Annotated in this window: 20 protein-coding genes; 17 read left to right on the forward strand and 3 right to left on the reverse strand. The window is 46.8% G+C overall.

Features of this window, described 5'->3' with window-relative positions; genetic code table 11:
* The first annotated feature begins 3 nt into the window (after window positions 1-3).
* The 16 genes from ruvC (at window position 4) to AKJ31_RS20190 (ending at window position 13,816) form a co-directional block, all read left to right on the forward strand.
* The gene (gene ruvC / locus AKJ31_RS20120) at window positions 4-525 is read left to right on the forward strand and encodes a crossover junction endodeoxyribonuclease RuvC (RefSeq protein ID WP_053410819.1); all 522 of its coding nucleotides are present in this window, start codon (window positions 4-6) and stop codon (window positions 523-525) included.
* Window positions 526-644: 119 nt separating this feature from the next.
* Window positions 645-1,256, forward strand: coding sequence for a Holliday junction branch migration protein RuvA (gene ruvA, locus AKJ31_RS20125; protein ID WP_053410820.1), 612 nt, complete (start codon window positions 645-647; stop codon window positions 1,254-1,256).
* A 17-nt stretch (window positions 1,257-1,273) separates the two neighbouring features.
* Window positions 1,274-2,278, forward strand: coding sequence for a Holliday junction branch migration DNA helicase RuvB (gene ruvB, locus AKJ31_RS20130; RefSeq protein ID WP_053410821.1), 1,005 nt, complete (start codon window positions 1,274-1,276; stop codon window positions 2,276-2,278).
* A 458-nt stretch (window positions 2,279-2,736) separates the two neighbouring features.
* Complete coding sequence (cydA, locus tag AKJ31_RS20135) at window positions 2,737-4,323, forward strand: cytochrome ubiquinol oxidase subunit I (RefSeq protein ID WP_053410822.1); 1,587 nt, start codon at window positions 2,737-2,739, stop codon at window positions 4,321-4,323.
* A gap of 16 nt (window positions 4,324-4,339) precedes the next feature.
* Window positions 4,340-5,476 (forward strand): cytochrome d ubiquinol oxidase subunit II, encoded by a 1,137-nt coding sequence (gene cydB / locus AKJ31_RS20140; RefSeq protein WP_053410823.1) that lies wholly within the window; start codon window positions 4,340-4,342, stop codon window positions 5,474-5,476.
* Between the two features lie 12 nt (window positions 5,477-5,488).
* Complete coding sequence (gene cydX, locus AKJ31_RS22735) at window positions 5,489-5,596, forward strand: cytochrome bd-I oxidase subunit CydX (RefSeq protein ID WP_000270284.1); 108 nt, start codon at window positions 5,489-5,491, stop codon at window positions 5,594-5,596.
* Entirely contained in the window at window positions 5,589-5,891 is a 303-nt protein-coding gene (ybgE, locus tag AKJ31_RS20145; protein ID WP_053410824.1) for a cyd operon protein YbgE, read from the forward strand. Before cydX ends, ybgE begins: the two co-directional genes overlap by 8 nt.
* Window positions 5,892-6,055: 164 nt before the next feature.
* The gene (gene ybgC, locus AKJ31_RS20150) at window positions 6,056-6,475 is read left to right on the forward strand and encodes a tol-pal system-associated acyl-CoA thioesterase (RefSeq protein WP_053410825.1); all 420 of its coding nucleotides are present in this window, start codon (window positions 6,056-6,058) and stop codon (window positions 6,473-6,475) included.
* The gene (tolQ, locus tag AKJ31_RS20155) at window positions 6,465-7,163 is read left to right on the forward strand and encodes a protein TolQ (protein ID WP_053410826.1); all 699 of its coding nucleotides are present in this window, start codon (window positions 6,465-6,467) and stop codon (window positions 7,161-7,163) included. The genes ybgC and tolQ overlap by 11 nt, the downstream gene beginning before the upstream one ends.
* Window positions 7,164-7,168: 5 nt before the next feature.
* The gene (tolR, locus tag AKJ31_RS20160; RefSeq protein WP_053410827.1) at window positions 7,169-7,612 is read left to right on the forward strand and encodes a protein TolR; all 444 of its coding nucleotides are present in this window, start codon (window positions 7,169-7,171) and stop codon (window positions 7,610-7,612) included.
* Between the two features lie 13 nt (window positions 7,613-7,625).
* A complete protein-coding gene (gene tolA, locus AKJ31_RS20165) occupies window positions 7,626-8,696 on the forward strand; it encodes a cell envelope integrity protein TolA (RefSeq protein ID WP_053410828.1) in 1,071 nt (356 codons plus the stop codon).
* Window positions 8,697-8,708: 12 nt separating this feature from the next.
* The gene (gene tolB / locus AKJ31_RS20170; RefSeq protein ID WP_072161408.1) at window positions 8,709-10,064 is read left to right on the forward strand and encodes a Tol-Pal system beta propeller repeat protein TolB; all 1,356 of its coding nucleotides are present in this window, start codon (window positions 8,709-8,711) and stop codon (window positions 10,062-10,064) included.
* A 33-nt stretch (window positions 10,065-10,097) separates the two neighbouring features.
* Window positions 10,098-10,637 (forward strand): peptidoglycan-associated lipoprotein Pal, encoded by a 540-nt coding sequence (gene pal, locus AKJ31_RS20175; protein ID WP_053410830.1) that lies wholly within the window; start codon window positions 10,098-10,100, stop codon window positions 10,635-10,637.
* Window positions 10,638-10,652: 15 nt separating this feature from the next.
* Window positions 10,653-11,420, forward strand: a complete 768-nt coding sequence (ybgF, locus tag AKJ31_RS20180; protein WP_053410831.1) for a tol-pal system protein YbgF — start codon at window positions 10,653-10,655, stop codon at window positions 11,418-11,420.
* 151 nt (window positions 11,421-11,571) lie between these two features.
* Window positions 11,572-12,633 (forward strand): quinolinate synthase NadA, encoded by a 1,062-nt coding sequence (gene nadA / locus AKJ31_RS20185; protein ID WP_053410832.1) that lies wholly within the window; start codon window positions 11,572-11,574, stop codon window positions 12,631-12,633.
* Between the two features lie 133 nt (window positions 12,634-12,766).
* Entirely contained in the window at window positions 12,767-13,816 is a 1,050-nt protein-coding gene (locus AKJ31_RS20190) for a potassium channel family protein (RefSeq protein ID WP_053410833.1), read from the forward strand.
* Window positions 13,817-13,880: 64 nt separating this feature from the next.
* Here AKJ31_RS20190 and AKJ31_RS20195 read toward each other — a convergent pair whose 3' ends face one another.
* From AKJ31_RS20195 to AKJ31_RS20205, 3 genes are all read right to left on the reverse strand, one after another.
* Complete coding sequence (locus tag AKJ31_RS20195; protein WP_053410834.1) at window positions 13,881-14,342, reverse strand: copper chaperone PCu(A)C; 462 nt, start codon at window positions 14,340-14,342, stop codon at window positions 13,881-13,883.
* A 149-nt stretch (window positions 14,343-14,491) separates the two neighbouring features.
* A complete protein-coding gene (locus tag AKJ31_RS20200) occupies window positions 14,492-14,917 on the reverse strand; it encodes a hypothetical protein (RefSeq protein ID WP_245639079.1) in 426 nt (141 codons plus the stop codon).
* A 198-nt stretch (window positions 14,918-15,115) separates the two neighbouring features.
* Window positions 15,116-15,685 (reverse strand): UPF0149 family protein, encoded by a 570-nt coding sequence (locus tag AKJ31_RS20205; protein ID WP_053410835.1) that lies wholly within the window; start codon window positions 15,683-15,685, stop codon window positions 15,116-15,118.
* A gap of 126 nt (window positions 15,686-15,811) precedes the next feature.
* Here AKJ31_RS20205 and AKJ31_RS20210 point away from each other — a divergent pair, with 126 nt between their 5' ends.
* On the forward strand, window positions 15,812-18,241 hold the full coding sequence (locus AKJ31_RS20210) for a hybrid sensor histidine kinase/response regulator (protein ID WP_053410836.1): 2,430 nt from the start codon (window positions 15,812-15,814) through the stop codon (window positions 18,239-18,241).
* Window positions 18,242-18,326: the final 85 nt, after the last annotated feature.

Here is an 18,326-nt window from a genome sequence, read left to right on the forward strand (position 1 = left end):
TCAATGTCAGTAATATTAGGTATCGATCCAGGCTCGCGAATTACGGGCTACGGGGTCATCCGCCAAACCGGTCGCCACTTGCAATACCTTGGCAGTGGCTGTATCCGCACTTCAGAAAAAGAACTCCCGGGTAGATTAAGACAGATCTACGCAGGTGTGTCTGAAATCATCACCCAGTTCCAGCCGGATGTATTTGCTATTGAGCAAGTGTTTATGGCGCGCAACGCGGATTCTGCATTGAAGCTAGGTCAAGCGCGTGGGAGTGCGATCGTTGCCGCGGTAAATAACGAACTGCCGGTCTATGAATACGCGGCGCGTTTGATTAAACAAGCGGTTGTTGGTACGGGCGCAGCTGACAAGGCGCAAGTACAGCATATGGTGCAACATATGCTGAAATTGCCTTCCAAACCTCAGGCCGATGCAGCCGATGCTCTCGGGGTGGCGATCTGTCACGCCAACACCAACAAAACGCTTGTTGCGATGGCTGGCAAAGCGACCAGCGCACGCCGAGGCCGTTACCGCTAAACCGCACTTGAGTCTGCGGGACGGTTTACTCAAAAATGACAACACAATCGATAAAGAACTGGATGTCTATCCAGTTCTTTATTATCCTGTCGCAAATCCATTTCTAAAGAGAATTTACTGTGATTGGACGTCTACGCGGCATTCTAATTGAAAAACAACCCCCTGAATTGCTCATCGAAGTGAATGGCATCGGTTATGAAGTGCAAATGCCAATGAGCTGCTTCTACGAACTGCCAAACATCGGTGAAGAAGCGATCATTTATACTCACTTTGTTGTTCGAGAAGATGCCCAACTGCTTTACGGTTTCAATACAGTAAAAGAGCGTGCGCTTTTCCGCGAAGTGATCAAAGCGAACGGTGTTGGTCCGAAACTCGGTCTGGGTATTCTGTCGGGTATGACAGCCAGCCAATTTGTTTCTTGCGTAGAGCGAGAAGACGTATCGACGTTGGTGAAACTACCGGGTGTAGGTAAGAAAACTGCCGAGCGTTTGGTTGTTGAAATGAAAGACCGCCTGAAAGGGTGGGGAGCAGGCGACCTGTTTACGCCGTACACTGACGCTGCACCTGTTGATAACACGCCTGCGACAAACAGCGCGGAAGAAGAAGCGATCAGTGCACTGTTGGCGTTGGGGTACAAACCAACACAAGCGTCGAAAGTGGTTTCTCAAGTAATGACTGCGGATATGAGCAGCGAAGACCTGATCCGCGAAGCTCTTAAATCGATGGTTTAAACACAAGGTTACCGACTATGATTGAAGCGGATCGCTTAATCGCACCAGAGAATCCAACCTACCGTGATGAAGACGTCATCGACCGTGCTATTCGCCCTAAGAAGCTTGAAGACTACAAAGGGCAAGACCACGTTCGTAACCAGATGGAGATCTTTATTAAAGCGGCGCAGCTTCGTGAAGAAGCGCTCGACCATCTATTGATCTTTGGCCCTCCAGGTTTGGGTAAAACCACACTGGCGAACATCGTTGCCAATGAAATGGGCGTAAACATTCGTACCACATCAGGACCTGTGTTGGAAAAAGCCGGGGACCTTGCCGCGCTGTTGACCAACTTAGAAGAAAACGACGTGCTCTTCATCGATGAGATACACCGCTTAAGCCCAATGGTGGAAGAGGTGCTGTACCCTGCGATGGAAGATTACCAGTTAGACATCATGATTGGTGAAGGGCCAGCGGCTCGCTCAATCAAGATTGACCTTCCTCCGTTTACCTTGATCGGTGCGACCACCCGCGCGGGCTCGTTGACTTCGCCGCTACGTGACCGTTTCGGTATTACTCAACGTCTTGAGTACTACAAAATTGCTGACTTGCAAAACATCGTGCAGCGCAGCGCAGATTGCCTTGGCTTATCAATGGACGCCGATGGCGCGCTGGAAGTGGCTAGACGTGCACGAGGAACACCGCGTATCGCCAACCGCTTATTGCGCCGCGTGCGAGACTACGCAGAAGTGAAGGGCAATGGTCATATCTGCGTGGATATTGCCGATAAAGCGCTAAACATGTTGGATGTTGATGCTCAAGGCTTTGACTACATGGACAGAAAGCTTTTACTGGCGATCATGGAGAAGTTCTCTGGTGGGCCAGTTGGGCTAGACAACATGGCGGCGGCGATCGGTGAAGAGAAAGACACCATCGAAGATGTGCTAGAGCCGTATCTTATTCAACAAGGCTACTTGCAACGTACTCCACGAGGTCGAATTGCCACTGATCGAGCGTATCTTCATTTCGGAATTGAAAAATAAGTTTTCATAGCCAGTCTTCATGACTGGCTATTTTGTTCTACATGATCAATGTCACATTTTTAAAATCTCTCCTACCCCTAAAGAAGTAATGAATTGGTATTAGATGTTGCGCGCTTGTAGTGCATAAATACCTAATCTCGTCTGCGAATCACCGTTGCTTAACATTTTCGCCTGTAATCAATTGATATAGATCAAAGTGTTGAATTTTTAATCAAAAACAGCGTCTAAAGATTGACGCAAATCAAAGCGAATCTCTCCCATAAACCTTTTGAAACAATCTGTTTTTACAAGTAATATTAGCTCCAGCTATATTAGCTGATGCTTAACAATTAACTAACCGTTACGGTACATTTTTGCAACAAGGTGTTGCTTCTTTGCAACAAAGATAAAGTGTGTGAAACGCTTACTTATGCAAGTAAAATGTAGATAGTGTCTTCAGCCGACACATAGGAGAAAACATGATTGACGTAGTTGATCTATCGCGGTTGCAATTTGCACTGACAGCGATGTATCACTTCCTCTTCGTACCATTGACTCTAGGTATGGCGTTCTTACTAGCCATCATGGAATCTCTGTACGTAATGACGGATAAGCAAATCTACAAGGACATGACAAAGTTCTGGGGTAAGCTTTTTGGTATTAACTTTGCGCTTGGTGTAGCGACTGGCTTAACCATGGAATTCCAGTTCGGTACTAACTGGTCGTACTATTCGCATTATGTAGGTGATATTTTCGGTGCTCCTCTTGCGATCGAAGCCCTTGTAGCCTTCTTCTTAGAATCGACGTTTGTTGGTCTATTCTTCTTTGGCTGGGATCGCCTGACTAAACGTCAGCACCTTGTTGTGACTTGGTTGGTAGCGCTTGGTTCTAACTTCTCTGCTCTTTGGATCCTAGTGGCAAACGGTTGGATGCAAAACCCAGTTGGTGCTGAGTTCAACTTTGAAACCATGCGTATGGAAATGGTGAGCTTCGCGGAAGTGGTTCTAAACCCAGTTGCTCAGGTTAAGTTCGTACACACCGTGGCTTCAGGTTACACGACTGGCGCAATGTTTATTCTTGGCATCAGCTCTTACTACCTACTTAAAGGTCGTGACATCGCATTCGCACGTCGTTCATTCGCTATCGCAGCGTCGTTTGGTATGGCCGCTATCCTGTCGGTAATCGTACTGGGTGACGAATCAGGTTACGAGCTAGGTGAAGTGCAAAAAGTGAAACTTGCAGCGGTAGAAGCAGAGTGGCACACAGAGCCTGCACCAGCAGCTTTTACTCTGTTTGGTATCCCAAACCAAGAGACCATGCACACCGACTACGCAATCAAGATCCCTTACGTAATGGGTATCATTGCAACGCGTTCTTTTGACGAGCAAGTAACTGGTCTTCGTGACCTACGTGACGAGCACGTTGAGCGTATCCGCACGGGTATGTACGCATACGAGTTGCTAGAAAAACTTCGCGCTGGTGATAAATCAGAAGCGAACATGACGGCGTTTGATGAAGTGAAAGGCGACCTAGGTTATGGCCTTCTACTTAAGCGTTACACCGACAACGTTGTTGACGCGACAGAAGAGCAAATCCAAGCTGCTGCGGATGATTCTATCCCAACGGTATGGCCGCTATTCTGGTCGTTCCGTATCATGGTTGCGTGTGGCTTCATTATGCTATTCGTATTCGGTGCGGCGTTCATTCAAACTTGTCGTCAGAAGATCGAGCAAAAAACTTGGATTCTGAAAGCGGCACTAGTCAGTATTCCACTGCCTTGGATTGCGATCGAAGCCGGTTGGTTTGTTGCTGAGTTTGGTCGTCAGCCTTGGGCGGTAGGTGAAATCCTTCCGGTACACGTCGCAGCGTCTGCGCTGACAGCAGCTGAGATCTGGACATCGCTATTCGCAATCATCGCACTGTACACAGTGTTCTTGATTGCCGAAGTATACCTAATGGTGAAATTTGCTCGTAAAGGTCCAAGCAGCCTGAAAACTGGTCGCTACCACTTTGAGCAAAACGCTGACTCTGTAGAAGACAAAGTTAGCCGCCAAGTAGAAGCGTAAGGCAAGGAGAGACGAAATGTTTGATTACGAAATCTTGCGACTTATCTGGTGGGTACTGATCGGTGTTCTACTGGTAGGTTTCGCAATTACTGACGGTTTCGATATGGGTGTGGGCGCGCTTGTACCTGTTATCGGCAAAAATGACAACGAGCGTCGTGTGATGATCAACACCATCGCACCGCACTGGGATGGTAACCAAGTATGGCTTATCACCGCTGGTGGTGCTCTGTTTGCTGCATGGCCTTTGGTTTACGCAACATCGTTCTCAGGTTTCTACCTTGCGATGATCGTAACGCTGGCCGCGCTTTGGCTACGTCCACTAGGTTTGGATTACCGTTCTAAGATCGAAGAACCAAAATGGCGTAACACTTGGGATATCTGTATTTCTATCAGTGGTTTTGTTCCACCAATCATCTTTGGTGTGGCGTTTGGTAACCTGCTACAAGGTGTACCTTTCCAACTGAGTGATTTCATGATGCCAACGTACCACGGTTCGTTCTTTGGTCTGCTAAACCCGTTCGCGCTACTTTGTGGTTTGGTTAGCTTGTTCATGATTCTGATGCAAGGTTCAACTTGGCTACAGATGAAGACAACCGACCAAGTACACGTGCGTGCACGCAACGTCGCTCAAATCATGGGTCTACTGACTGTCGCTGCGTTTGTTGCGGCTGGTTTCTGGGTACAAAGCATCGAAGGCTACGTGATTACTAGCGTGATCGATACTAACGCAGCGTCGAATCCACTCAACAAAGAAGTGATTCGTGAAGTGGGTGCTTGGATGAACAACTTCGAAACCTACCCACTATTGTGGACTGCGCCAATTCTTGGTGTGGTAATGCCGCTACTCGCTGTGTTGGCATCTCGTCTTGAAAAAGGTGGTATCGCGTTCCTAGCTTCAAGCCTTGGTAACGCAGGTGTGATCCTAACGGCTGGTTTCGCGATGTTCCCATTCATCATGCCGTCAGACCTAATGCCAAGCCATAGTCTAACAATGTGGGATTCTACGTCGTCTGAGCTGACTCTGAACCTAATGACAGCGGTTGCTGCGGTTATGGTTCCGGTTATCCTTGGCTACACCTCTTGGACTTACTACAAGATGTTTGGTCGTTTGGATAACAAATACATCGAAGACAACAAAAACTCACTTTACTAAGGAGCATTTACTATGTGGTATTTCGCATGGATTCTAGGTGTACTACTTGCTTGTGCATTCGGTATAATCAACGCTCTTTGGTTAGAGCACTCTGAAATGATGGATAAAGACAGTGAGTAACCTCGCTGCGCAGGTAGCCAAGCTACATGCACCATTAGATAAGACCCTGTTTAGGGTCTTATCACTATTGCTGGGTTTTTATCACGTTGCGATGGTGATGTGGGATCCAGAAGCGTATTCAGCTTCCATTGGTGGCTTTAACGATGTTATCTCACCGCTAATGATTTGGGCAATTTGTTCAAGCATGATTTTTGGTTTGAGCTTCAAACCTCGTAACTGGTACTGGCAAGTTTTCTTCAGCCCATACTTTTCGTTATCGATCCTGATTTATCTGACATTGGTACGACTGGTATAAGCGAGCTAACAGATATTTATCCAATAGTTCATTGAAATAGCGCCAACATTGTTAGTTGGCGCTATTTTTTTGTCCAATTTATGGAAATCCGTTGTTATCCCTTGCACATACGGTCATGGGATGCGTTATAGTAAGGCTCTTCAACGAGTTAAAAGGGTTCAGTAGTGCAATCAACCCAAGCTATTTTCGAGTGGCCAATCACCGTGTATTACGAAGATACCGATGCCGGTGGTGTTGTGTACCATTCTAACTATCTAAAGTTTTTCGAACGAGCAAGAACCGAGCTACTTCGCAGTGTTGGCGTTTCGCAGCAAACACTATTGGAACAAAACATTGGTTTTGTAGTCCGACACATGGACATCGATTTCTTGCAGGGTGCGCGTTTAGACGACCACTTGGTAGTGAAAAGCTCAATCGCAGAAATAAAAAAGGCATCGCTTACCTTCTGTCAGGAGATCGTAAATCCTGCGGGCAAATCATTGTGTAAGTCAATGGTTAAGGTAGCATGTATCGACAATGAGAAAATGAGGCCAATCGCGATTCCTCAATCAATAGTTATGGAGTTTACGCACAGTGACCGCTGATATTTCAATGCTTGACCTCTTTTTACAAGCCAGTCTGCTTGTAAAAATGGTGATGTTAACCTTGCTGGGTATGTCAATTGCTTCTTGGGCAATGATCATCAAACGCAGCAAAGTACTCTCTCAAGCGTTTAAAGATACCGAAACATTCGAAGATAAATTCTGGTCAGGTACCGATCTATCGATTCTGTATCAAAATGCCAAAAAGCGTAAAGATGAACTGTCTGGTACAGAAGAGATTTTCTACTCAGGCTTTACAGAATTCGCCCGTTTGCGTAAATCAAACGCAGATTCACCTGATTTCATTATGGAAGGCACCGGCCGTTCAATGCGCGTAGCTGTTGCTCGTGAAGTCGACGAATTGGAAACCAATCTACCTTTCCTTGCCACTGTGGGTTCTATCAGTCCTTACATCGGCTTGTTTGGTACTGTGTGGGGTATCATGCACGCGTTTATCGCTCTAGGCGAAGTGAAACAAGCGACGCTTGCGATGGTTGCTCCGGGTATCGCGGAAGCACTTGTTGCAACGGCGATGGGTCTATTTGCTGCGATTCCAGCAGTAATGGCTTACAACCGTCTAAGCAATAAAGTTGGCAAACTAGAGCACAACTACGCCACGTTTTCTGAAGAATTCCACAGCATTCTTCACCGTCAGGCGATGTCTGGCCGTGACAGCGCGCATAAGGAATAAGCGCAATGGCGGGGTATCAACGTAAAAAGCGAAAGATGACGGCAGAGATCAACGTCGTACCTTATATCGACGTCATGTTGGTACTGTTGATCATCTTTATGGTGACTTCACCTTTTGTCACCCAAGGTGTGGATGTCGAGCTACCGAAAACCGCAACGGCGAAACCTGCATCTGATTTGGCAGGAGACAGTGATGCAAGCTTTATCATTGTCGAGATCGACCGTGACGGTAACTTAGGCCTAAGTGTCAACGACGAAGAAGTGAAACGTGGTTTATCGCTTCAAGACATTATTGTTCGCGTCAAAGCCGAGCTTTCTCTGAAACCAAACTCACCGGTTGCAGTGGGGGGCGATGCGGCGACACCGTACGCGGATGTGGTATTAGTGTTGGATGAATTAAGCCAAGCAGGTATCCCTAAAGTAGGTCTGCTGACGGACATTAAGGAATAAGCGCGCTTAGTTTATGAAAGACAATAAGCCAAAGAAAAAGAGTGATTACGGCAAGTCGATAGCAATATCGACTTCGCTACATGCGCTGTTGATCGTTGCTCTGATCTGGGGGGCGGATTTCACCATGTCTAAACCAGAACAGACAGGTCAGATGGTTCAAGCGGTGGTGATTGATCCTGCTGTGGTCAAGCAACAGGCTCAGCAAATTCGTAGCCAGCGTGAAGCCGCAGCGAAGAAAGAGCAGGACCGTTTAGATAAGTTGCGCCGCGAAAGTGAGCAGCTAGAGAAAAACCGTAAAGCGGAAGAAGAGCGCATTCGTAAACTGAAAGAACAGCAAGCGAAAGAAGCGAAAGCCGCGCGAGAAGCGGAAAAGCAGCGCGTTCAAAAAGAAAAAGAACGCCAAGCGGAAGAAGCCCGGGCTCGCAAAGAAAAAGAGCGAGCAGCGAAGGCAGAAGCAGAGCGCAAAGCGAAAGAAGAAGCGGTTAAAAAAGCGGAACAAGAACGTTTAGCCAAAGAAGCCGCGATCGCGAAAGCCGAGCAAGAACGTATCGCACGTGAAAAAGCGGCAAAAGAAGCCGAAGAAAAAGCACGTCGTGAGCGTGAAGCAGCCGAGAAGGCCGAAAAAGATCGCATTGCTAAAGAGAAAGCCGCTAAGGAAGCCGCAGAAAAAGCACGGAAAGAGAAAGAGCGTCTACAACGCTTAGAACGTGAGCGTAAAGAGCAGGAAGCGGCGCTTAACGATATCTTTGCGGGATTGGAAACCGAAGCGGATCAAAACAGCGCTGCACGTAATCAGTTCATTAACGATGAGTTGGCACGCATGTCGTCCATCTATACTCAAAATATCCAGCAAAGGCTGATTAAGGACGATTACCTGTTGGGAAAGGAGTGTAGGGTTAACATCAAACTGATCCCTACAGGTTCAGACATGCTGGTTTCTGGCGTCACCGTGTTGGGTGGAGATTCGCGAGTATGTGCCGCTGCCAAGAGTGCGATTGCTCAGGTAGGCTCTTTCCCGAAATCGGCGGAAGCTTCTGTTAACGAAAAACTTAAAGATATCAACTTAACTGTTGCATTGGACTAAAAGGAATAAGACGTGACTAAACGCCTTTTACTAGGAATGTTTGTACTGTTGAGCAGTATAACGAATGTCGCAAATGCGGCATTGGAACTGGTCATTACCGATGGTATTGATTCGGCTCGTCCGATTGCGATCGTCCCATTCAAATGGGAGGGCGCGACTAAATTGCCACATGATATGTCTGCGGTTATCGCATCAGATTTGCAGCGCAGTGGTAAATTCAGTCCGGTTCCGACCAGCAAAATGCCACAAACCCCTTACAACGCGTCTGAAGTCAATTTTGACGCTTGGACGGGCATGGGGGTGGATGCACTGCTGACTGGTAGCATCTCGCAAAACCCAGATGGCAGCTACCTGATCAACTACCAGCTGGTTGACGTGGTTCGTGGTCAATTAACGCAAGGTCAGAGCAAAGCACTAAGCGCTGACGGTCAATTGGTACTTTCACAAGACCACGTACTCTTCAACAAGCGTGCGACGGTCCCGGGTAAACGCATGCGTGAATACGCACACCGTATCTCTGATCTGATTTACCAAGAATTGACGGGTGAGCGCGGCGCGTTTTTAACTCGTATCGCGTATGTTGTTGTGAACGACAAAGACCAAAAATACCCTTACCAACTTCGTGTCTCCGATTATGACGGATACAACGAGCGTATGGTTTTGCGTTCAAAGCAGCCACTAATGTCACCAGCATGGTCACCAGACGGTAAAAAGCTTGCGTACGTAAGCTTCCAAAATGGTCAGGCTGAAATCTTCATCATGAACATCTATACCGGTGAACGTGAGAAAGTAACGTCATACCCTCGTCACAATGGTGCGCCAAGATTTTCCCCTGATGGCAAGCAGTTAGCGCTAGTACTGTCTAAATCAGGTAGTCTTCATGTTTACACCATGGATTTGACTACGCGTAAACTGACACAAATTACCACGGGTCGATCAAACAATACCGAACCTTTCTGGCATCCAGATGGCAAAACCTTGATCTTCACTTCGGATAGAGGTGGAAAACCGCAGATTTATCAAGTAGATTTGGCAGGCGGCTCTCCGAAGCGTTTGACCTGGCAAGGAAGTCAGAACCTAGGTGGTCAGATTACACCAGATGGTCGGTTCCTAATTATGGTAAACCGCAGCAACTCTGGATTTAATCTTGCGAAACAGGATTTGGAAACAGGTTCGGTTCAAGTGTTGACCAAGACACTGTTGGATGAATCTCCAAGCATCGCTCCGAATGGCGGCATGGTTATATACAGCTCTGTTTATCAGAAAACTAACGTTCTTTCGATGGTGTCGATAGATGGACGCTTTAAGGCTCGATTACCAGCAACAAACGGACGAGTTCGTGCTCCTGCATGGTCACCGTTTTTGTAGCAAGTAAGTATCAACAACTAAGGAAAAATAAAAATGCAACTAAACAAAGTTCTTAAAGGGCTACTAATTGCGCTACCAGTACTAGCAGTTACCGCGTGTAGTTCAAGTGACGACGCAGCTAACGCAACTGGCTCTGAAACTAACCAAACTACTGCTGGTGAAGCAGGTAGCGTTGATACAACGGTTGTTTCTCCAATGGACCAAGACGGCCAGCTTTCTGAGCAAGAACTTAAAGAGCAAGCTCTACGTGAATCTTCAACAATCTACTTTGCATTCGATAACTCAACTATCGCTGCAGATTACGAAGAAATGCTAGCAGCTCACGCGGCTTACCTAAGCAAAAACCCAGCACTTAACGTAACTGTTGAAGGTCACGCGGACGAGCGTGGTACTCCAGAGTACAACATCGCACTAGGCGAGCGTCGTGCTACTGCAGTTGCTAAATACCTACAAGCACTAGGTGTTCAAGCGGACCAAATCTCAATCGTTAGCTACGGCGAAGAGAAGCCTCTTCTTCTAGGTCAATCTAATGATGTGTACGCTAAGAACCGTCGTGCTGTTCTAGTATACTAATCAAGGATAATCCTTATGTTCAGTAACCTAAAGCGCGTCATTACGCTTACGTTACTGGCAAGTGCAGCGAGTACTGTTCTCGCTGCACCAGCTCCAGTATCTGATCTAAGCGGTAGTAATGTTGCCTCTGCCCGTACAAACGAATCCGAAGTTCAGCGTCTTGAACGTCTGCTACAAAACCGCAATCGCGTCCAGTTGCAACTGCAACAGCAAGTCGACAACATGGCTCTGGAAATCAGTGATTTGCGTGGTCAACTGGAACAAAACAACTATGAAATGCAACAAATGTTGCAGCGTCAGCGTGAGTTGTTTATTGAACTAGACAAACTACGCAGCCAAAAAGCCGCCGCGCCTGCAGTCGAAACGCCAGCACCAAAGCAAGATAAAGGTGCCGCTGCCGGAAAGTACACTACCAACGCGGACGAACAAACTGCATACCAAAACGCAGTCGACCTTATTCTTAAAAAACGTGATTACACTGGCGCTATTGCAGCGTTCCAAAAGTTTCAGAGTGACTACCCTGATTCCACGTTTTCAGCAAACTCGCATTACTGGCTAGGCCAGCTTTATTTTGCTAAGAAGCAGGATAAAGACGCGGTGAAGAGTTTTGCCGCTGTTGTCTCTTACAAAGATTCAAACAAGCGTGCTGATGCTCTAGTGAAACTAGGTGACATCGCGACTCGCAACAACAACGCGACTCAAGCGAAGAAATACTACCAGCAGGTTTTGGATGAGTATCCAAACAGCGCATCGGCGAAGCTTGCAAACGAGCGCCTCAACTAACAGAAAAGAGTGCTTCGGCGCTCTTTTTTGATCTCGGCTTATTCCTTTTAGTAGCACAATAACAACCAACTTATTGGGCGATAAACTGGCATCTTGAATCGGGTTAGGGTTACAATACTCGGATTACTGGAAGTTGCGTAGAGCAAGAGCAATGAGCCACATTTTAGATAAAATCGAAACTGTTTACCCTTTTCCTCCAAAACCAACACCGCTTACAGACAGCGAAAAGCAAACGCATATTGCGAATATTAAAAAGCTGCTGAAAGAAAAAGACGCGGTGCTGATCGCACACTATTACACCGACCCTGAAATCCAAGCTCTGGCTGAAGAAACAGGCGGCTTTGTTGGCGATTCGTTAGAGATGGCGAAGTTTGGTAACCGTCACCCAGCAAGTACGCTAATCATCGCTGGTGTTCGTTTTATGGGTGAGTCAGCGAAGATTCTAACCCCAGAAAAACGCATCTTGATGCCAACCCTTGAAGCAGAGTGTTCACTAGACTTAGGCTGCCCCGCAGACAAATTCAGTGAGTTCTGTGACGCACACCCAGACTATACGGTTGTTGTGTACGCCAACACTTCTGCGGCGGTAAAAGCGCGCGCAGATTGGGTCGTTACATCGAGTATTGCCCTTGAAATCGTCGAGCACCTAGACGCGGAAGATAAACCGATCATCTGGGGCCCTGACCGTCACCTAGGTTCATACATCGCCAACCAAACAGGCGCTGATATGTTGCTTTGGCAAGGTGAGTGTGTCGTACACGACGAATTCTCGGCAGACGCGCTACGTAAGATGAAATCGGTCTACCCAGACGCGGCAATCTTGGTTCACCCAGAGTCACCGGCAAGCGTTGTTGAACTGGCAGACGCTGTGGGCTCAACCAGTCAGCTAATCAAAGCGGCAAAAGAGCTACCACATAAGCAGATGATTGTTGCAACCGACAAAGGTATCTTCTTCAAGATGCAGCAACTTGTACCTGAGAAAGAGCTGATTGAAGCGCCGACCGCAGGTGCAGGCGCAACGTGCCGAAGCTGTGCTCACTGTCCTTGGATGGCGATGAACGGTCTTAAAGCAATCGAAACTGCGCTGCGTGATGGTGGAAAGGACCACGAGATCTTCGTTGATGAAGCATTACGAGTGAAGTCTCTGATCCCGCTTAATCGCATGCTTGATTTCGCAGAGCAGCTCAACATGCAAGTGAAAGGCAACGCGTAAGTTTTTCCGTTACAAGACATGTATCAAAAACCAGCTATTTAGCTGGTTTTTTTATTGCCGTTGCTAAGTAACCAATTGTCGCTTATGTATATAATCAATATTCAATGACTTAAACAAAAACTCTGGTGTATCTATGGCCGTTTGGTTCGTTTTTAAAAGATGGTTCAAGTCGAATGTGTTTAATCTGAGTAACCGCAATTTGCTGGTTCTCAGCGTGTTATACATCTTAATTGCTTGGGTATTATTGTACGCCGCAGGCGAGAGCGATCTGACCAACGACTTTTCAACATTTGTCTATTACTTGATGGTCACCGCGTCAACAGTGGGCTACGGCGATTATTCACCTACCACGGATTTGGGTAAATGGATCGTCATCTTGTTTGTTATTCCGGGTGGATTGAGTTTGTTTGCGGCGATACTAGGTCGTGTGGCAAGCGGTGCAATTGATTATTGGCGAGCGGGTGTACTAGGAAAACGGAGAGTGAACGTGGAAAATCATATTCTATTGCTGGGTTGGAATGGGCAGCGCACCGTTCATTTAATTCGAATGCTGCAACACGAAGAAGAGGGTAAAAGACCGATTGTGTTGTGTAGCCGCTCAGACATCGAAAACCCGCTTCCGGGTGAAATTCAGTTCGTCAAAGTGACCAGCTATACCGATAGCGAGCAAATGAAGCTAGCGAATGTGCCTAGCGCTAGTTGTATTGTGGTCGATAACCTCGAAGATGATATTACATTGTCGGCATCGTTATACTGCGCCAACATTAACCCTGATGCGCACTTACTGGCGTATTTTAAAGATGAAGCGTTAGGTAATTTGTTGAGTCAACATTGTCCGAAAGCCGAGTGCATTCCTGCTGTTGGCGCGGAGATGCTGGCTAAAGCAGCGGTTGACCCTGGCTCTAGCGCGCTTCATCAAGAGCTACTCGCGTCGACTCGTGGTATGACACAGTATTCAACCTTTTATCCGGAAGATGCTCCAGCGACAGATGTCGAAGCCATTTTTACGTATATCAAGCGAGCTTATCACGCGACCTTGATTGCGATTGATGTCGGGCAGGGGATTGAACTCAACCCAGACCTTGATCGGGAAATTCCAGCGGGCAGTAAGTTGTTCTACATCGCAGATGAGCGCGTAACCTCATTTGATTGGCTAGCCGCGACAGGTTTGAAATCTAGTTAAGTCATCAATCTCTTTGTGCAAGAGCCCAATGCCCCACTTTGTTGAGTGGGGCATTTTTTATTGCTTAGTGAGCGTGAACATGGCCATTTTTCTCGACCGCTAACTCGACTTGAACTTCCCCCGCATTTTGGAAGGTCAATGTCATCGGGAAGCGTTCCCCTTGTTTATAAGCTTTTTCAGGGTTGAAAATCATTAGGTGGTAGCCGCCCGGTTTGAACATCACAGTCTCTTGCGCTGCGATTTTAACGCGGTCTATTTGCTTCATATGCATCATGCCGTCTGACATTTCATGGGTATGGATCTCAACCCTTTTTGCGACAGGCGTTGAGGCGTTGATCAAGTAATCGTCTTGTTGAGCGTTGTTCTTCAGTTGGAAAAATCCGGCAATTACTGTTGCGGTTGGCGGCGCTTCACGACTCCACGGATGGTCAATCTCAATATCACCTGCGTTGTACTCGTGAGCCAAAGTTTGAGCACTGAATAATGTAAATGCGCTTAGTAAAAGTGTTTGAAGATATTTGTTCATTTTGAATCCTAACTTTATGTGTTGCCAGCAAGGGTATTGGAATAAGGCTGGCGAATTAGTGAAGCAAAACCCGCAGAGTTTCAAAGTATGGCAAGACACGCAGCGACTTAGCCAAGAAAACGGGCTTACTTAATTTGTAGTTTGGGTTGTTACGCGTAGATAAAGTTAGGTGGCGACTGTTTGGGCGCGAGAGACAAATAAATCCGCTGTGTCGCTCTGAGATAACGATAAGCGAGGAATAGTGGTTGGATACGAGCTAGCCATTGTGCAATGACACTCGCAATTACTGCGAAGATCAACAGCGCAAGCTGGCACACATCTAATAGGGGACAACTGAACTTAAGTGGATCGTGATAGTTATGTTGACTGGCATCACCGCCGTCATTGGCAGCGATTAGCTCACTGATGTCTACCCATTTAAAACCTTCTGCGGTACAGAGCAGAACTTTCTCTCCCTGAGCGTTCGATAGCCAGTTTTTGCTATGAACTTGCGAAGGATTGAGCGCCATGGTGGCGAGCAAATACAGCTGAAACAAAAGAGTGGCAATGACGTAAAGCGCCAGAACCTTTTGCATACTCGTATTATTTCGAATAATTCGCATCGCAGGTTTGAATGAGTGGGATAGTGGAGGCGAATATTAACAGGGCTGATAAAAAGATGTAACTCTGTTTTTATCGGTAGGTGATATAAGTGTGAACCAGTTGGGGGCTGTTTGACGAAAAGGTGTGGGATTAGTTAAGAAATGCCGCTGAACACGCAGCGGCAGATTGAATTACTCAGCTTGAGCGAGTGTCACGCCACGCATGGTTAAGCCACACAGCATCATTGGGATTGAGTTAAAGATCTCTGCAAATTGGTCTAAGCCTTCGATGCCTTGTTCAGCAAGGGTTGCAATCGATGTTTCTGGATCGTACAACATGCTTACAGACAGTAATACGCCGCCGAGTAATGCGCTATCTTCACTGTCTTGCGGCATAATGGTTTCCCAATCGTCGCGTGCTAGTTGCCAACCTTGCAGTAATCCTTCACAGAAATCACGCGCTGCTTCGTTGACGATCTCTTCTTCATCCAATTGACACGCCTCTGGCCATTGCCAACGGTTTTCCAGTAGGGCTGGGCGGTACTCATTCCACATCGCGATGATATGCTCAATGTAGGTTTCCAGTTGCTCACCGTCAGTAAACGGTGCGACTTCTTCGCCACCCCATAAGAACGGTAACCATTCTTGAGGAGGTAACAAGTTTGGTGCTGCGGCCATAGCAGTCACGAAACCGCGAGTTTTAGCTTCATTGATGAGCTTATCTTGTAGCTCAGTTTGAGCGAGAAGTTCTTGTAGCGTCAAAGTGATAACCATAAATATTGGAGAGTTGTGATGGCGTAATGGTAACAGGCGACGTAAATGATAAAAAGGTTGAAGGGTTTAAATATTCACTATAATTTTTGGTAAACGATAAAAATTCAATCGGTTATGGATATTCGATCTTCGCTAAAACAGAAAAGTATGTTTGCGCTTGCGTTTTACCTTGCCGCCTCCGTGGCGCTGATAGGGACGGTGAGCTACTTTGTGGTTGAGCCGCCAACGCGCGATCAATTAGAGAAGAACCTCGACTTACGTACCGAACTGATTTCTGCCCAGATACTCGCCCCAGTCAATAACTCATTAAGTGTGCTGCAAAGCATCGTTAGCCTCGGAAGCCATCCCAGTCCACAACAGAATCAAGCCCAATTGCTATACAGCTTGTTTTCTCTTACCGATGGCATCGCTGTCAGCGGCGGGCTTTGGCCCACGCCGCACTCAGTTGAGCCGGATATCGCCTATTCGAGTCTGTTTTTTAACCGCGCTCCTGATGGTCTAATCGACCGTATTTACTCTTGGGATAACCCTGAATCTGGAGGATACGATACTGCTGACTGGTATCTCTCCGTCGCCGATGCCCCGTCTGGAACCGTATCTTGGTCTGGTGTGTATATCGACCCTTTTACGCATGTACAGATGATTACTGCGTCGTCCCCATACTACGTCGAAGGTGAATTTGCCGGAGTCGCGACGGTGGACATTTCTCTTGAAGGACTTGTGAGTTTTGTCAGACGTCACGCAGAAGAGTACAACCTTGGTGTCGTCCTGACTGACGGTTACGGAGACGTTATTCTCGAGCACAACTTCAGGCGAGCAGAGCACAGTTATATTGGTAAAAAGACCTTTGGTGATTTCCAATGGCAGGTGGATGTTGTCAACGCCAAACGCATTGTAGACGAACAAGTTTATGACGTGGTCTCGAAAGTTGAAGCGGGTATTGTACCGATCATGTTGCTTTGCGTGATGCTTGGCTATTTCCTTATCAGTCGCTTTCTTATTGATCCAATCGTGTTGATCGCACAAAAGGTCGATGACTCGAAAGAAGGCGGCATCATTGATATCAACTACAACAGCAATGATGAGATCAAACACCTCATCAATAGCTTTAATCAGAAAACCGTTTTCCTCGAAGCGGAAAAAGTTAAAGCGCAAGCGTCTACCAAGGCAAAGAGTGCTTTCTTAGCGACGTTATCCCACGAGATCCGAACTCCAATGAATGGTGTGCTCGGTACGGCGCAAATCCTTTTGAAATCTCCCCTCTATGACGAACAACGCAGGCACCTACGTACTCTGTATGAGTCTGGTGACCACATGATGACCTTGCTCAACGAGATCTTGGACTTCTCGAAAATCGAACAGGGCCATATCGAACTTGACCTCTATCCGTTCCCACTGGATTCGATTATCGGGAGCGTCAACAGCATCTACTTTTCGCTCTGCGCCGAGAAAGGGCTGAAGTTCAAAGTGGTTTCTCAAGTACCAAGTGACCGTTGGTACTTGGCCGATAAAGCGAGATTGCGCCAGATCCTGTTCAACCTGCTCAGTAATGCGGTTAAGTTTACCGTGCAGGGTTATGTCGAATTGCATTTCAATGAAAAGATGATTGAAGGCAAAAACCACCTACAAATTAAAGTACGAGACACCGGGATCGGGATTGCAAACGAATCGCAAGAAAAGATCTTTAAGCCGTTTGAGCAAGCGGAGTCCACCACCACAAGACGATTTGGTGGGACGGGGTTAGGCTTAGCGATTGCAAAGCAGTTGTGCGAAAAGATGGACGGTTCGATTCGGGTGACCAGCGAAATAGGAGTTGGTTCGTCCTTTGAAGCTCTGCTCCAACTGGATATGTGTGAACCGATAAAATCTGATATCAAAGTGGATAGAAAGCTGAGATATGAAGGTTTAAAAGCTTTAGTCGTTGAAGATAACCGAACCAACTCGATCATCATCAGCACATTTATGTCAAATAAAGGTTTTGAGTGTGATTGCGTTGAGAACGGTGAACAAGCCATAGAAGCGATTTCTAATGACGTTTATGACTTGGTATTGATGGACAACCATATGCCAGTGATGGACGGCATAGAAGCCACAACCGCGATTCGCAAGTTGGACAGCAGTAAATCGAGAGTGCTGATTGTTGGCTGCACCGCGGACGTGTTCAAAGAAACCCGCGCCCACATGAAGAGCGCCGGCGTTGACTTTATCATCCCAAAACCGATCGATGAGACCGAACTCGACGACGCACTCTTTGCGTTCGCCGATAAACTCTACCAATACAAACCTAACTTACGCAAAAAGCCGCCCAAGACAGAAAAGGATGTTGAGCAACAGCTATTGAACTTTTTTATGGCTGTCGAGGATAGTGACTTGGACAAAGCCAAAGTCACTTTTGAGCAGTTGTCTAATTCCATCGGCAATAGTGCCAATCTGACGTTGGATGGCTGTTTAGGAAGAATTGCAATTAGTTTGAGCTCAAATCAACTTCCAACGTCTCAAGACATGGACTTACTAGCAGTGCAAGCTACTGAATTCTGTAATTAATTTTGGATAAAGTTGTTATCTTATTGTTTTAATTCCGTCTGGGTAGTGAATCCAACTAAGTTTGTATTTTTCGTTGGTTTTTTAT

This window comes from Vibrio hepatarius (genome assembly GCF_001274785.1).
Taxonomy (GTDB): Bacteria; Pseudomonadota; Gammaproteobacteria; order Enterobacterales; family Vibrionaceae; genus Vibrio; species Vibrio hepatarius.